The 14203-nt window shown below is 71.0% G+C and carries 16 protein-coding genes; 8 read left to right on the forward strand and 8 right to left on the reverse strand.

Features of this window, described 5'->3' with window-relative positions; translation table 11 throughout:
- Positions 1-174 precede the first annotated feature (174 nt).
- Positions 175-516, reverse strand: coding sequence for an STAS domain-containing protein (locus A4V12_RS31810; RefSeq protein WP_064072962.1), 342 nt, complete (start codon positions 514-516; stop codon positions 175-177).
- 142 nt (positions 517-658) lie between these two features.
- On the opposite strand from A4V12_RS31810, the gene A4V12_RS31815 reads away from it, so the two are divergent.
- Positions 659-997 carry a helix-turn-helix transcriptional regulator gene (locus A4V12_RS31815; protein WP_064072985.1) on the forward strand — a complete coding sequence of 113 codons (339 nt, stop codon included), beginning with the start codon at positions 659-661 and terminating at the stop codon, positions 995-997.
- 394 nt (positions 998-1391) lie between these two features.
- Here A4V12_RS31815 and A4V12_RS39615 read toward each other — a convergent pair whose 3' ends face one another.
- Together A4V12_RS39615 and A4V12_RS38195 are read right to left on the reverse strand one after the other, a co-directional pair.
- Complete coding sequence (locus tag A4V12_RS39615) at positions 1392-1523, reverse strand: hypothetical protein (RefSeq protein WP_267893248.1); 132 nt, start codon at positions 1521-1523, stop codon at positions 1392-1394.
- A 228-nt stretch (positions 1524-1751) separates the two neighbouring features.
- Positions 1752-1961 carry a hypothetical protein gene (locus tag A4V12_RS38195; protein ID WP_064072963.1) on the reverse strand — a complete coding sequence of 70 codons (210 nt, stop codon included), beginning with the start codon at positions 1959-1961 and terminating at the stop codon, positions 1752-1754.
- A 367-nt stretch (positions 1962-2328) separates the two neighbouring features.
- Here A4V12_RS38195 and A4V12_RS31825 point away from each other — a divergent pair, with 367 nt between their 5' ends.
- The 3 genes from A4V12_RS31825 to A4V12_RS31835 all read left to right on the forward strand — a co-directional run bounded on the left by A4V12_RS31825 (position 2329) and on the right by A4V12_RS31835 (position 4600).
- Complete coding sequence (locus A4V12_RS31825; RefSeq protein WP_064072964.1) at positions 2329-3201, forward strand: SDR family NAD(P)-dependent oxidoreductase; 873 nt, start codon at positions 2329-2331, stop codon at positions 3199-3201.
- Between the two features lie 226 nt (positions 3202-3427).
- Positions 3428-3994: a hypothetical protein gene (locus tag A4V12_RS31830; RefSeq protein WP_234372413.1), complete on the forward strand. Its 567-nt coding sequence runs from the start codon at positions 3428-3430 to the stop codon at positions 3992-3994.
- A gap of 210 nt (positions 3995-4204) precedes the next feature.
- Positions 4205-4600, forward strand: coding sequence for a hypothetical protein (locus A4V12_RS31835; RefSeq protein WP_234372414.1), 396 nt, complete (start codon positions 4205-4207; stop codon positions 4598-4600).
- A 36-nt stretch (positions 4601-4636) separates the two neighbouring features.
- On the opposite strand, the gene A4V12_RS31840 is transcribed toward A4V12_RS31835, so the two are convergent.
- The gene (locus A4V12_RS31840) at positions 4637-5140 is read right to left on the reverse strand and encodes a hypothetical protein (RefSeq protein WP_064072966.1); all 504 of its coding nucleotides are present in this window, start codon (positions 5138-5140) and stop codon (positions 4637-4639) included.
- A 192-nt stretch (positions 5141-5332) separates the two neighbouring features.
- Here A4V12_RS31840 and A4V12_RS37840 point away from each other — a divergent pair, with 192 nt between their 5' ends.
- Positions 5333-5560: a hypothetical protein gene (locus A4V12_RS37840; RefSeq protein WP_159028980.1), complete on the forward strand. Its 228-nt coding sequence runs from the start codon at positions 5333-5335 to the stop codon at positions 5558-5560.
- A 185-nt stretch (positions 5561-5745) separates the two neighbouring features.
- On the opposite strand, the gene A4V12_RS31845 is transcribed toward A4V12_RS37840, so the two are convergent.
- From A4V12_RS31845 to A4V12_RS31860, 4 genes are all read right to left on the reverse strand, one after another.
- Positions 5746-6966 (reverse strand): hypothetical protein, encoded by a 1221-nt coding sequence (locus tag A4V12_RS31845; RefSeq protein WP_064072967.1) that lies wholly within the window; start codon positions 6964-6966, stop codon positions 5746-5748.
- A 142-nt stretch (positions 6967-7108) separates the two neighbouring features.
- Entirely contained in the window at positions 7109-8257 is a 1149-nt protein-coding gene (locus A4V12_RS31850) for a hypothetical protein (protein WP_064072968.1), read from the reverse strand.
- 227 nt (positions 8258-8484) lie between these two features.
- The gene (locus A4V12_RS39850; RefSeq protein WP_064072969.1) at positions 8485-9219 is read right to left on the reverse strand and encodes a C40 family peptidase; all 735 of its coding nucleotides are present in this window, start codon (positions 9217-9219) and stop codon (positions 8485-8487) included.
- Between the two features lie 232 nt (positions 9220-9451).
- Positions 9452-11584 (reverse strand): protein kinase domain-containing protein, encoded by a 2133-nt coding sequence (locus A4V12_RS31860; RefSeq protein WP_159028981.1) that lies wholly within the window; start codon positions 11582-11584, stop codon positions 9452-9454.
- Between the two features lie 580 nt (positions 11585-12164).
- Here A4V12_RS31860 and A4V12_RS31865 point away from each other — a divergent pair.
- The 3 genes from A4V12_RS31865 (at position 12165) to A4V12_RS31875 (ending at position 14077) form a co-directional block, all read left to right on the forward strand.
- Positions 12165-12473 carry a hypothetical protein gene (locus A4V12_RS31865; RefSeq protein WP_234372415.1) on the forward strand — a complete coding sequence of 103 codons (309 nt, stop codon included), beginning with the start codon at positions 12165-12167 and terminating at the stop codon, positions 12471-12473.
- Positions 12474-12823: 350 nt separating this feature from the next.
- Complete coding sequence (locus A4V12_RS31870; protein WP_234372416.1) at positions 12824-13294, forward strand: GPI anchored serine-threonine rich family protein; 471 nt, start codon at positions 12824-12826, stop codon at positions 13292-13294.
- A 546-nt stretch (positions 13295-13840) separates the two neighbouring features.
- Positions 13841-14077 (forward strand): hypothetical protein, encoded by a 237-nt coding sequence (locus A4V12_RS31875; RefSeq protein ID WP_064072972.1) that lies wholly within the window; start codon positions 13841-13843, stop codon positions 14075-14077.
- Positions 14078-14203 lie beyond the last annotated feature (126 nt).

Genomic DNA, 14203 nt, shown 5'->3' on the forward strand with positions numbered 1-14203 from the left:
TCGCCTGACACCCTCCCGCTCGAGCGTCATATCGCCCGGACGTGACCTTGTCCCGGCGGCACCCGACTCGATCCCGAGGACGAGGTGCCCGAGTCGCGGCTTGTCCTGCCCCGTGAGGGCCGTAGGGCTGGCCTCGGCGTAGGACGCTCTCTACGCCGCCGCAATGACGGGGCGTTATGCGAGGGCGGCGTCGTCGACCGTGTCCCGGACGTGGAGGTAGGCGTCGACGCCCGTGATCTTGAGGAGTCGCTGCACCTGGTTGGACGGTGCGGCTACGCGCAAGGGTCCTGCCTGGTGCGTCAGGATCAGCAGGTTCAGCAGGGTCGAGTCGGCGAAGGTGATGCCGGAGGCGTCCAGTACCACCTTGGTGTGCTTCTCGATCGCGTCCGCCAGCGCGTCTGCCAGCGGTGTGATCGAGTACAGGTCGTAGTCGCCACGGGCGGCGATCACCCAGGCGTCACGCCAGGCGTACTGCTGCACGCCGGTCCCGTCAGAGGCGTGCCCGCTATCGGTCATGAGCGTAGGCGTGACAGCCTCGTCCCTCAGCACCTGTCGACCCCTTCCAGTGGCCCCGACCCGGGGACATGCGTCATCGAATGCATGCAACTTATGTCATGTAATTGCGTTCCGGCAAGCTGGGTCCCCTAAAATGCTGGGCATGGTTGGAGTGCCTGAATCACACACCGGATGGACGTTCATCACCAGCCACGCGCGCGTCCTGGCGGCCATCGCCGACGATCCGAACGTCCGTATCCGCGACATCGCCGCCCACTGTCGGCTGACCGAGCGCGCCGTCGCGCGGATCATCACTGATCTCGAACGGGACGGCTACCTCTCCCACACCCGCGAGGGGCGCACGAACACGTACCGCATCGAACCCGACAAGGTACTGCGCCACCCTGCAGAAGCAGGCCTCCCCGTCGCCTCCCTGCTCTCCCTGCTCGTCCAGGACGAGACCGAACGCTCCAAGGAACCGGTAGGTTCGCCGCACCACTAACCCGCCGCGCCCGGCCACCCCGCGCCGTGCGCGGTTCGGCGACTTCGACAGCCAGAAAGCGTCAGAGCTGCTCGGCGGGCCGCGATCCGGCCACCCCGCGAGCATCCCGGCCAGACGGTGATCGCTCCACTTCACCCACGGCCGACCGCCGCCGACGCATCTGGCCGAGCCGAACCCAGAGACGGCCGGGCGCACCGCGGCCGCCCAGTGTCCGGGGGCCACCGTGGCGTTACGAGCCGGTACCTAACTGCCGGGCGGGATCACCACCCCGTGAGCGCCTTGTCAGCCCCGCCCCGTGCCCTCGCCTCCGCGCTCTGGAGCGAGGGCATCGGCACGTCGGCGACCCACGACCAGCTGGGCCAGGTCCGCAGAAGCCCCTGCAGAACGGCGCGTTCTACTTGCCGGGCCTGACCCGCACGATCTCCACGGCCGTCGCCCCCTCCGCTTCGCGGCGCGCCTTGGCCGTCGCGGCGCTGGTCTCGTTGTAGGAGACCGCCGACGTGTGCCAGCGTCCGTCCCTCTCCACCCGCCGATAGAGGCCCGGCGGCGCATCGGCTTATGGGTGGCCGCCGGGCCTGTACAGGTTCCCACGCAGCACTGACAACGCAGGGTGGGCACCGCTGGAGGCCCGGCCCAGCGGCGTGGGCCTGCTGCCGCCGGCGCAGTCACGGGATGCGGATGCGGAGAACTGTCACCACGGCGTGCCGGGTCGTGCCGCTGGCGACCTCTATCTCCAGCTCGGCCGTGGTGCTCGTCAGCGGTCGCCGGCCGTGGTGTGGCCGCGCGGGCCGGCGGCGATCAGGGCCGGTGCGGCCGCGTTCGCCAGCAGGGCGCCGAGGCGCTGGGAGAGCGCGGTGCGCCCGTTCGGGAGCCGCACGGTGAGGTTTCGGGGGCGGGCGGACGCTCCGATGTAGCCGATCACGGCCACGTCCACCATCTCGGTGTGCCGGACCTTCTGCCACATTCGGTCCCCGCCCGGTAGGCCGAGCGGCCCGGCTTGGCCGGACGGAGGCTTCCGTCCCGCTGTCGATGTATCGGGCGTAGAGGTCGCTGAAGACCTGGCCAGCGGTCTTGTCATCCGCCGGCCTCGTGCCTTCCCAGACAGCAAGGTCGTAGCTCATGACCGGAGATTCTCACGCCGCTTCGACAGCCATAAGAAACGACGCCTGGTGGTCCTCGGCTCAGGCGTCCGGCGCGGTGTACGCGCGTCGGCCTCCCACGCTCATCTGTTGCAGCAGGTCGGTTCGATTAAGCGGGCCGGATCGCTCGTCGTCTCCCGGGCCTGAGTGGGGCTTGCGTTCAAGCGCACTCGAAGTTCTAGCGTCAGGGCCATGACCACGACGAAGGAAACGAAGACATGGATCATCACCGGCGCGAGTTCGGGCCTCGGTCTGGCGCTCGCCGAGGCGGCACTCGCGGCCGGCGAGCAGGTGATCGGGACCGCGCGACGGTCCGTCCGGTTCGACGGGCTCAAGGCGCGGTACGGGGCTCGGCTCCTCGCCATTGAGCACGACGTGCGCGACACGGCGGGAGCGGCCGCAGTGGTGCAGCGGGCACTAAAGGTGTTCGGCCGCGTCGACGTGCTCGTCAACAATGCCGGTGCCGGACAGGTCGGCACCGCCGAAGAGATCCCGGATGCCGCGCTGCGGGCCATGCTCGAGCAGCACCTGTTCGGCCCGGCCGCCTTTGTGCGTGCCGTGTTACCCCATATGCGGGAGCGCCGCTCGGGTGCGATCGTGCAGATGAGCAGCCAGGGCGGGCGGATGTCGTTCCCCGCCGTCGGTAGCTACTCGGCCGGTAAGTTCGCGCTCGAGGGCTGGTCGGAGGCGCTCGCAGGCGAAATTGCACCGTTCGGCATCCGTGTCCTCATCGTCGAGCCCAGTCGCTTCCGCACCGCATTCAACGCCGCTGACGTGCTCAACACAGTGCAGCAGAGCCCGATCTACGACGAGGCCGTCGGTGCCGTGCGCACGAACATGGCCGAAGCCGACGGCATACAGGAGGGTGACCCGACACGCGCCGCCCAGGTAATCCGCGACATGCTCGACACCCCCGACGCGCCGCTCCGCCTCCCACTCGGCGCCGAGGCCGTTCGCAATCTCACGCGCGTCTACCGTGCTGCGCTCGACGACGTCGAGAAATGGGCCTCGGTGAGCGAGTCGGCAGACTTCCCAGGCATGCCGCCCGCGGTACGCGCGTTCTAGTGCGGGCCCGGGTGTACGCCGACATCCGCCGCCACCCCGGAGCCTGACCGGCCGCACGTGCTGGGGCGCCGGACGGCGCGGTGCCGCAGGGCGCACCTGGGGCCGGCGGTACTCGTTCCGGTCGTCTTGCCCGTTCATCCCCCGGCGGGGCTGCGGAGGCGGGCATTGTCGGGGGCGGGAGCCGGCGCGTGTCCGGCCCCGGGGGAGGTGTGCGGTGGGGTGGAGGATGGAGCCGTTCGGGTCGTGCCACGAGGGCATCACCGGGGCGGTCCTGGCCGACGGCAGCGAGCCCAAGCCCGTCTACCTGGACTGCGGCAGCGGCGCCGGAACGGGCTGGTGGACCAGCGAATGGTGGGCCTACACCGGCCACGGATCCCGCCCGCGAGCGGCGGCCTGTCGGGCGGCGTGCGCGTGCGGCTGGCGCGGCCAGCCCTATCCCATCGACTGGGACACGATCGACGAGGACCAGCTGGAGGACCTCGACACCTCCCGCGCCTACGGCGACTGGAGGGCGCACATCGACACCGTCGAGCGGCAGACCGTCCCCCTGCCCGAGGAACTCGCCGAGACACTTACGCGGCTGGACGAGCAGCTGTACCGGCTCGCCGGGCAGGCGCCCCTCGCCGTCCTGAAGGCCGTGACCACGCTCGAAGGCCTGGTCCGCGACGTCGCCCACCAGGCCGCGCACGGGGTCGAGGCCGATGATCTGTCACTCGAGACGATCGGCACCGCCCTGGGCATCAGCCCGGACAAGGCCAGCTCCCGCATGACCGGCTACCTCCACCACTGCTGACTTCAGTGCTCCGGCCGTGCTGCGCCGGGTCCACGATGTGCCGCCCCCGCCGTTCTGCCACTGGGCGGTCGCCGGTCCCGGCGACACTGCTGCTGACCGGGCTGACCAGGGACGGCGTTCCTGGCCTTAGCCGGGATCGCGGCCGCCCTCATCTGCTGCCGCAGACTGTAGGCCTGACGGGCCACACCCGCAGGTGGGATGATCCACAGCGTGATCGGATGGATGCGCCACACCCCGCGCCGGGCGGTCATATCGGCCTGCGCCACCGCCGCCGTTCTGCTCTTCGTCGGCGCTTCCGCACACGTGGCCGACCTCCTCCGCCACGGCCTGCACCCGTACGACTGGGCACCAGGGTGGCTCAACCTCTACTGGTCGTCGCTGGCGCTGTTCGACACGCTCACCGCCGTGCTCCTGATCCGGGGCAGGCGCCGAGGGACAGACCTCGCCTGCGCCATCATGGCGACCGACCTCGCCGCCAACTGGTATGCGGTCTATGGAATCCAGGACAGCAACCTCGCCGCTCAGCCTGGCCTACAACGACTGACCGTCTTCGCCGCACTCGTCCTGGGAACGGCACCGTTCGTTCGACGGCACCTCACCAATTGAGATGACGTCTAAGTCAGTGATGGCATGACCAAGAGGTCAACGCACGTCAGTCGGGTTGTTGGGTGAGGTTTTCTTGGCCGAGCAATGGGCGCTGCAACTGGCGCCGACCGCGAGGGCTGCCAGGATCAGAACGGGCCACAGTCCTCCACCTTCCCTCACTGAAGCGGCCTCCGTAAGCCCCAATGGTTCGAGGATGTCAGTGACCGTCTCCAAGTCCTTTGCGGTTACCTGACGTTGACCCATGATGCTCATCGCACGCCGGATCCCTTCGGGGTCACGCTGTACAGCGCTGGCCAGGATCTTGGCGTCGCGGGCGACGGTAGAGAAGTCCATCGCCTTGGGGTCGACGCCCTGAAAGTCGCACAGCATCACGCTAGGGTCGAAAGTTGTCCTCTGCTTGAGGGGGTGATCGTTTGGTGCGTGCGAATTCATGAACGGCATCTTCAGGAATCCCTGCACGCGGGGGTCGAGCTGCGGAAACGCCGTCGGAACGGCAACAAAGGTGCCGCTGGCAGCGTAGGTGAGTCGTGAGTTGGCCATTTGATCTCCTGGTTGGTGTGAGGGACTGCGTACACACCACATGCCACCAGAGTCCGCAGGCTGAAGTGTCCGCGTCGGGAAGTTCACCCGAATGCGTCAGACTGGTATACGAGTCTCACAGATCTGTTCCGGGTGACCAGACAATAATGCGGAAGCGTCGCCCGGCCAGCCGAACCATCGTCGCCCGGGCTGGTGTCCGCGGGGCTCTTCAAGACAGCAGATGCGGCCGGGGACCGGCTGTTCGGTGTCGGCAACGACCTCGTCGTACCGACCGAGGGCGTCCACCGCGCCGGTTCGTACGTCGTGCCCAATCCGCTCGTCGTCCCGTCGGCAAGCGCCGTCGTCCACAGCGGCTTCTGCCGGGACGCACAGGTCCGCATGAGGCGAAGCGCAGCGCTCCTGTACCCGCGTCCTCGATAGCGGAGCAGACGCTACCGCTAATGGCTGCTCGTGTGTTCCCCGAGGCCGGATGAGAGCCGGTGGGCTATGGGGGACGCGGACGGGGGCGGCACCTGACGACCGCCGGCCAGCGCGCTCGGGGCCGATCCGCCGAGGGCTCCCCTTGGGCGGCCCGGCCGGGGCCGTGCCGCCCTCCTTCTGTGGGATCAGCTGATGCGAGCGGTGAAGGTGCGGTTGTCGCCGGTGAAGCGGACCAGGGGATTGGCCTGGGCGTGGAAGAGGGTGTGCTCGTGGTCGGTGGCGATGGTCAGGTGGTTGACGTTCCAGTTGTCGCCGCCGAGGCCGCCGCCGGAGGTGGTGCTCAGCTGCACGCCGGTGATGTGGGAGGCGGGGACCGGCTGGTTCAGGCGGATGCGGACGGTCTGCTGGTAGTGGTCGATCCAGCGGGCGCTGTTGTTGAGGTTGAGGGCGTGCTGCGGCGGGCGGCCGGCGACGTGGATGGTGGCGTTCACGTTGTCGTTGCCGCCGCGCAGGTCGTCGCCGCCGGTGCCGATGTGGAGGACGAGTTCGGTGACCTGTCCGGGGACCGGGGTGGCCGGGTCGGGGAATGCGGGGGGCATGCGGGGCTGGTACCTATGGTCGACGAAGTAGGTGCGCCAGGTCTTGTGGGGTTCTTCGAGGTAGCTGAAGACGTTGCGGTCGGGGTGCGGGACGAGCGTCAGGGTGCGGCCTGGGAAGTTGGGGTCGTACACGAAGATTTTCAGGTCCTGCTGGTGGCTGCGGAGGTCGCCGGTGTAGCGGCCGAGTTCGTAGCCGACCGCGACGACCTGGTGGTGTGGGCCCCAGACGTTGGCGTCCGGCTTGAACAGGCCCAGGGGCATGGGCGTTCCGGCGTCGATGGCCTCGCGCAGCTCCTGGAGCCGTCCGCCGCCGAAGCCCTGCAGGCCCCAGGTGAAGAACTCGCGGTTCCGCCATCCGAACGGGTTGAAGGTGAGCTCGCCCCACTTGTCGAGGTTGTCGGCGATCGACGTCACCTGACGGCCGTAGATGCTCTGGTGCAGGGGTGATCCGGTGGCGGGGAGGGTCTGCTGCTGTGGGATGCGCCGGCCGGTGTGGAAGTGGTCCAGGGACAGGTACGACATCCCGCCGCACAGTCCGCCGAAGCGGAAGTCGAACAGCGGTTTGCTCTGGAAGTCGTTGCTGAAGCGGAAGCCGTGCCGGCCCGGGTCGAAGCCGGTCATCCGGCGTCCGAGCGTGCGCGGGTCGACGCAGGTGTGGTCACCGCCGGACCGGGCGTCGCGCCAGACCTGGCCGGTGGGGCAGGACCGCGGGTCTGCGGTGGAGGGGGTGGCGCCGGCCAGCATGCCGGCGAGCACGGTGAGGGTGAGTAGGAGGGCTGCGGCGCAGCGCCGCCAGAACTGGTGCATCAGTGATTGTCCTCTCGGGTTGCGGTGTGGGTTTGTGGTGGTGGGAGACGGCCGGGTATGGGGGGTGGCGGACGCTGCCGGGGTGGGGCCGCCGGCAGCGTCCGGGGCGGGGTGAGGTACCGCTGGCCTGCCGAGGCTGGGGTCAGCTGGAGAGGACGTTGATGTCGTCGATGGACATGTGTGCGGGTGCTCCGACGCCCCAGAAACCGGCGAAGGCGGTGACGGTGGTGTTGTCGCCGGAGTTGAAGCGGACGCTGATCTGCCCGTAGCAGCGGGGAGTGGTGGGCGGGCACCAGGCGGGTGCGGGGCCGAAGTGGCGTTCGGTGGGCGGCCAGACGCCAGGCAGGCGGACTCCGAAGAAGGCTGTGTTGACGTTGCTGGAGGTGCGGAAGAACCCGGTGATCACGTAGTTGGTGTGGGGCCTGACGGGGATGGGCTGGGTCAGGGCGTTCCACACGCGGGTGCCGGGCGAGCTGAGGACGGCGGCGTTGCTGCCGGAGTTGGCCCCGCCGGGCCTGTTCACGATGGTTTTGACGTCGGGGCCTTCCACGTTCCAGGGCTGGGAGACGGCGGAGGTGCGCTGCTGCTCGAATCCGCCGTCCTGCAGAGGGTTGCGGTAGAGCTGGATGTCGACGTTCCAGGCGCCGAAGTTGTCCCAGTCCTGGGGGTCGTTGATCCGCAGGTCGAGCTTCCCGGAGGTGCCGATCTGGCGGCAGCCAAGGCGGCTGAGGACCTCGAAGGGCTGCGCGCCGGTGAGGCGGCCGATGAGGCTGTACGCGTTGAGGCCGGGTGCGGGGTAGCCGACGTCGGCGGGCTGCCGGGGCTCGGCGCCGGCGGGGGTGACCCAGTTGGAGCCGTCGGCGGGCTGCCACCAGAAGCCGCTGGTGGAGACCTCGTCGTTCATGCGCGGAACGACGCGGACGACATCCCCGGGACGCAGGCCCCGGGCATCCGAGGGGAAGGTGGTGCCCCGGCCGCCGGACAGGTGCAGGACGGCGGACTCGTCCGGGTCGAAGCCGTGGGCGCAGCGGGTCTTTGCGGTGGTGGGGACCGGGCTGGGCTCGGCGTGGGCCGGCGCGCTCTGCAGGAGGGTGACCAGGACGGCCAGGAACAGGGCGGCGGCCAGGCCGCGGACCCTGCCGGGGCGGGTGTGACGGCTCATGACGACCACGGCGCTACGCCGGGTGCCGGTGTCAGGACGCTGCCCCGGGACGAAGCGGGAGCGTGGCCGGCCCGATCCGGCGGGGGCGGAAGGGACGGCGGCGCGGCACCGCTGCCAGAGCTTGTTCATGCTGTTCTCCTTGTCGGGTGATGGGCCCGCCGAGACCGGTCGCGCATGCTCGGCAGCACTTGGCTCGGCGGGATGTGCGGGGGAATCCGGGCCGGTTGGGGCGTCCGGATGTCCGGCGGGCAGGTCAGCGCCGTGCGGCGGGCAGGCGGCCGGACAATGCGCGGTGTGTGCTGCAGACGTCGGAGCGGTTGTGGCCCGGGTACGGCCTGAGCTGTACGGCGTGCCTGTCAGCGGCGGACGGGGCGGACGTAGGCGGTGACGCTGCCGTCGGCCGGCAGGGGGGCGTAGCGCACCACCGGACGGGTGGCCTCCAGGACCCGGCCGCTGCCGGCGTAGAGCTGGACGTGGCCGAGGCTGCGGGTGAAGACCAGGTCCCCAGGGCGCAGTTCGCTGCGGCGGATACGGGTGCCGGCGCCAACCTGGGCGTAGGTGGTGCGGGGCAGCCTCACGCCGGCGGAGCGCCAGGCGGCCTGGACCAGGCCGGAGCAGTCGTAGCCGCCCCGTCCGGTGCCGCCCCACACGTAGGGGGTGCCGATCCGGCTCCGGGCGAAGGCCACGGCGGCCCCGCCCCGGCCCGCGGCGCGGACGGAAGTCCCGCGGGTGGTTCCAGGCGTGATGTCGGCCTTCCTGGTGCCGGGGGCTGTGTTCGCGGCCGGCAGGCGGAGGCGGTGTCCGGCGTAGATGAGGGTGGAGCGGCCCAGACGGTTGGCCTTCTGCAGGGCGGCGACGGTGGTTCCATGGCGCCGGGCCAGCGACCAGAGCGTGTCTCCGCGCTGCAGCGCGACCGATCCGGCGGCCGGGCGAGTGACGGGTGGCTGCGACTGGTGGGCCGCTGACGTGGTGGCCGGCCGCGGGGAGGACAAGTGGTGCACCACGGTGGGGCCGAGCAGCATGGCCAGCAGGCCGAGCGCCAGGACCGCGGCCAGCTTCGCCGCTGCGGCGACGGGGGTTCGGGTACGCATCGGACTTCTCCTTGGAGGGGAGCAGGGCAAGAAGGACGTCGGTCGGGCAGGCCAGGCACGGACGGCGTTCCGAGGCCTTCTGCGGCCGAAGGTCGGGCAGGTGGCCGGTTTTGGGCATGGCCGGGCCGTGCCGCGGCGTGGCACACCGCGCGCCGGGAGGTGAGGAGAGGGATGTGCCGTCAGGGGGCAGGCCCGGGGATGGGCCGCGCGCGGGCCTGCCCTGGACGGGGCGTCAGGCGCAGGTCAGGTAGAACTGGTCGCCGACCTTCTGCCGGTCGATCTCGGGAGAGTCGACCTGTACAGCCATCTCGCCCTGCACGACCTGGCCGGACTGGGTGCCCTGGAGCTGGACCTGGAAGGTCTCGTACTGGGTGTTGGGGGTGGTGAAGGTCATGCTGCCCGTGCGGGGCCGGTAGCCGCGGTCGGTCAGGCGCTCGTCGGGGTACCAGGTGTAGGTGATCGTCCCGGTACGCCGGGCGGTCGCGGAGAAGGTGAACGTGATCGGCTTGGTGCAGTCCACGGTCTCGGAGCGGGGCTGGACGTAGACGGAGGTGCCCATCAGGATCGGCTCAGGCGGGTTCTTGGACTCGCCCGTGCCGTCCGAGGGGCCTTCCGAAGTCCCTCCGGAGGGCCCCCGGGAGCTGCCCTCCGACGTGCCGGGCGACGGCCCGCCCCCGGGACCCACGGTGGTGCCGGCCGTCCTGCCGCCCGTGGGCCCGGTGGTCGCGCCTTGCGTGGGCCCGCCCGACGTGCCGCCGGTCGGCCCGCTGCTACTTCCTCCCGTGGCCCCGCCGGCCGGGCCGCCGGTGACCGTGCCGCCGGTCGGCCCCTGGTTGGTGCCCCCCGAGGCGCTGCCGCCCGACCAGGTGGGGACCGGCACGGTGGCGCCCCCGGTCGGCCCTGTCGTCGCACCGGCGGTCGCACCGCCGGTCGGGGAGCTGCTGCTGGGCGGATTGGCGCTGCCCCGCCATGACGGCGGGTTCAGGTTCAACAGCGCTCCCACGAGGGCGATGACCGCCGTCACCGCCGCCGTGGCGAGCATCACCCGAGCGGCCCGGGGGCGGGAGTCGCCCGCCTTCGGTGCCGGGTCGGGCACACGGATCTCGGCGGCCTCCCGGGCGCGCTGCCGGATCATCCCGGTCAGCGGGGCGGGCAGCCAGCCCGGCCCCGGCTGACCGGCGCGTTCACAGCACCAGTCGATTACCTGCCGGGGGCTCGGGCGTTCGTCCGGATCCTTGGCCAAACACCACGCGACCAGTTCCCGCAGGTCCTCGGGCACCGGCTCCAGGTCGGGCTCGCCGTGCACGATCCGGAAGCCGATCTCCGACGGCTCGGTACCGAACGGCAGCCGGCCTGTCGAGGCGAACGCCAGCAGCGCGCCGAGGGAGAACACATCGCACGCCGGCCCCACCTTTCCCTTCGTCAGCCGCTCGGGCGCCACGTAGCCGGGCGTGCCCATCAGCATCTGCGTACGGGTCAGGGTGGTGGCGTCCCGGGTGCGGGCGATGCCGAAGTCGATGACCTTCGGCCCGTCCTTGGCCACCAGCACGTTGCCCGGCTTCAGGTCGCGGTGCACCACGTCGGCGCCGTGGATGGCGGCCAGTGCCTCGGCGATCCCCGCGGCCAGCCGGATCACGGTGTCGACGGGCATCGGTCCCTGTTCGCTCACCATCTCCTGGAGCGAGGGCCCGGCCACGTACTCGGTGGCCAGCCACGGGTCCTCGGCGTCCGGGTCGGACGCCACCACCGCCGCGGTGAACATGCCGTGCACCCGGCGGGCCGCGGCGATCTCCTGCCGGAACCGGGCCCGGAACTCCGTGTTCCCGCCCCGCGTGCCGTCGATCACCTTGATCGCGACCCGCCGGCCACCCAGGCTCTCCCCCAGATAGACGCGTCCCATCGCCCCGGCCCCGAGGAACCGCAGCAGCCTGAAACCGCCCACCTCGCGCGGGTCGTTCGGGCCCAGCGGACGCAGCGTCTCCAGCCGCGTCCCCTCCCCGCCGGCGTCGATGCGCTCGCCGGCCGCGGGGCGCTCCTCGGCCGCGGACCGGGCCGCGTCCTGCGCGTCCTCCTCCTCCAGGTCCTGCTCGAGCCGGGCCTTCGTGGCCTCCCAGCGCCGGTCCCACTCCCGCACCGTCCGCTCGTTGCCGCCACAGGCCCGCACGAACGCCAGCGCCACGTCCTTCGACGGCAGGTTGTCGCCGCCGGCCGCCGCGTTCAGAGTCGACCTGCCGTACCTCACCCGCTTCGACATCGCCTCGTACGAGGGACTCCCCGCGTCCTGCCTCAACTGGCGCAGTCCCGCGGCGAACTCCACGACCGGCCCCCCGCCCGGATCCAACGGCTGTTCCCGACGCCCCACCATCACTGCCTCCCCTGGCTCCGCGTAACGGGCGAAACCCGCGCCGCGGTCGTTGCCACCGCGCCGACCGGCACCGGCGGCGCGAACTTGCTGACCACATGAATAGCGGCAAATCCGCCCCCGCGGACAGCAATCCGGCGTCCCGGGATATCCATGGATATCCAGACCGCTCCGCCGCAGGTCAGAGCCCTCCGGCGAAGCGGATCCGGACAATCCACGGCGCGCGGGAAGCCTGTTGGCTCCAACAGATCCAACGACGGCCGTCTCCAACCGACACAGCAGAGTGCCCGCGGCCAGAGCGCTGGTCCGCGGGGCGTCAGTGCGCGATCACCCCCGCGGCGCGGTTGCGGACGAGTCACCACAGCGGCGGCACGCTGAGCGGAGCGCCCACGACGGGCTCCGGCCTCGGGGAACATCGGTCACCTATGAAACGGGCCAGCACGTCGGCTTGCTGGCGTGCTGGACAACCGGTGCCGCGAGGGACGGCCGGCTGCGATGCTCGGCAGACGATCCCGCCTTCCCCTTGGAGAGCCCGCCTGCACCCTGGAGCAGGCCGAGCCCCGCGAAGGCGACGAAGCCGTCCGTGACGAGCTCACCCGCCGCGCCGGGTGGTACGTCCAGGCCGACGTCGACGCCCTGGCTCGCCCACGCCCTGGCCGCGCACCGCGGGCACTACGCCGACCCGGCCACGCGCGAGGCCGCCGCCGGCCTCCTGCCGCAGCCCGTCCTCGCGCACGCCGCGCTGCTGTCCACGCTCGCCCGCCTGGTCCCGGCCGCCGCGCCCGGCAAGCTGGCGGTCGCGGCCCGGCTCGCCGCCGCCGACCCCGAGGCCACCGCCGCGCTCCTCACCCGCGCCGCCGAGCCGGCTGACGCCGCAGGGAGCCCGGCGTGAACCACGACCAGAAGCCGGAGGTCGTCGCGGTCTGGAACACCTCCAGCGCACCGGCCGGCACTTCGAGGAGCTGCTCGCCGACGGCACCGTCTACGCGTGGACCGAGCCGCCGCTCGGCGAGACGTACTATCCCGGCGAGGACGACCCCGCCCACAACCCCATCTGCGACTGTCCCGCCGTCCCGCGCCGGTTCTGCATCAGCTGCGCGGACTGCGCCGCCTGCCCACCGTGCACGTGCCAGCTGTCCTGTGACACCGAAGATGGACCGATTGCCATCGATGCTGGACCGGTACCGCCTGGTGAGCCATGCGCTTCCGTGACCTGTGATTACGAGGTCCGTTGGGCAGGTCATGGAAACCCTCACTACCGCCCGACGACGGCCACACTTGGTGCTGGCTGCCGCCGTGCTGGCCCTCGTGTACAGCGTTGTCACCGGCGTGACCCAGCCCCAGCCCGCCGCAGCGGCCCCCCGATTCTCCCAGCCCGTCACCGGTGCCGTCTGGCGGGCAGGCGAGCCCCACTTGATCCTCTGGTCCGACGCGACCCCCGGCAGTCAGCCGCTCAGGCTGATGAGAGGATCCGCTACCTCCCTGCAGCAGGTAATGGAGATCGCCGTCGTGGACGGCGCCTCGGACCACTACAACTGGGTCATCCCCGCTGACCTGCCCACCGACAACACGTACGCGATCGCTCTTGGGAACCCACCCGACGTCGGCTACACCGGCCAGTTCACGATCACAGGCGATGCCCAGGGCGTCCCGTCTCCCATCGGGGAACAGCAACAAGCCCCCGCGCCGGCTCTCGGTCCGACCGAACCCTAGCCAGCCCGCCGTTGCGCTGACTGTCTGGCGCCATTGGTCCGGCTTCGATGGCAATCCTTCCATCTTCGATGTCACCGGACACCCGCCCCGGGAGCACCTCACCTTCGGCAACCCGCCAGACCCACGGTCACGCTTATGGAGCGTGAGCCGTGACACCGGTGTCACGCCCCCTTGAGGAAGGGTCACGCCGCCCCGAGTATGGGCGCGTTTATCCGTTTCTAGATCCTCGAACCGCCCTCCGGGGGGCCGTTCGAGGGCTGGAGCGTGACACATAAAGTTGATGCCTCACACCCGTCCAGTCGTCATGGTCGGTAGCCAGCGGCAGGGCATGTGGCCAGCCAGCTAGCTGCCCCAGCGGGCCCCGGCGAGCTGGAGCAGCTGGACCTGGCTCCAGCGTTTCCCCTGGTCGACGCCGACCGCTGCCGGACCGGGGTTTACCTGGGTCCTGGGTCTGCGACCGCGGGTTCCGCCGGAGTGGCCTCGGGCAGCCAGGGTCTGGCGATACCTTGGTGAGACACGCCCGTTCCGCGCCCTCCGGAGTCCTCGATGAGCGAACAGCCGGCCCCCGCCGCCGACACCGCCCGGCAGCAGCTGGACCCCGCGGCCGCCGACGCCGTACGCGCGTACGCCGCCCGCACTCGGGCCACCGCCGACCAGTTCGCCGGCGTCCTGGAGGACATCGCCGCGAACGGTCTGCCCTGGGTCGAGGAGTGCACCCCGTGGGAGGAGCTGCGCGAGGCCCACCTCGCCCGCCTCGCGTCGCAGCGCCCGGCCGTCGCCTGATGGCCCCGCAGCACGGCCCGCGCCGCGCCAGGATCGCCTTCTCCGACTCCGCCGCCAAGCAACTGGAGAACATCACCAGCGAGGCGGACATCCACGCCCTGGTCGTCGTCTCCGTCGACCCCGACG

Source organism: Streptomyces noursei, assembly GCF_001646665.1.
In the GTDB taxonomy this organism is placed as follows: Bacteria; Actinomycetota; Actinomycetes; order Streptomycetales; family Streptomycetaceae; genus Streptomyces; species Streptomyces lavendulocolor.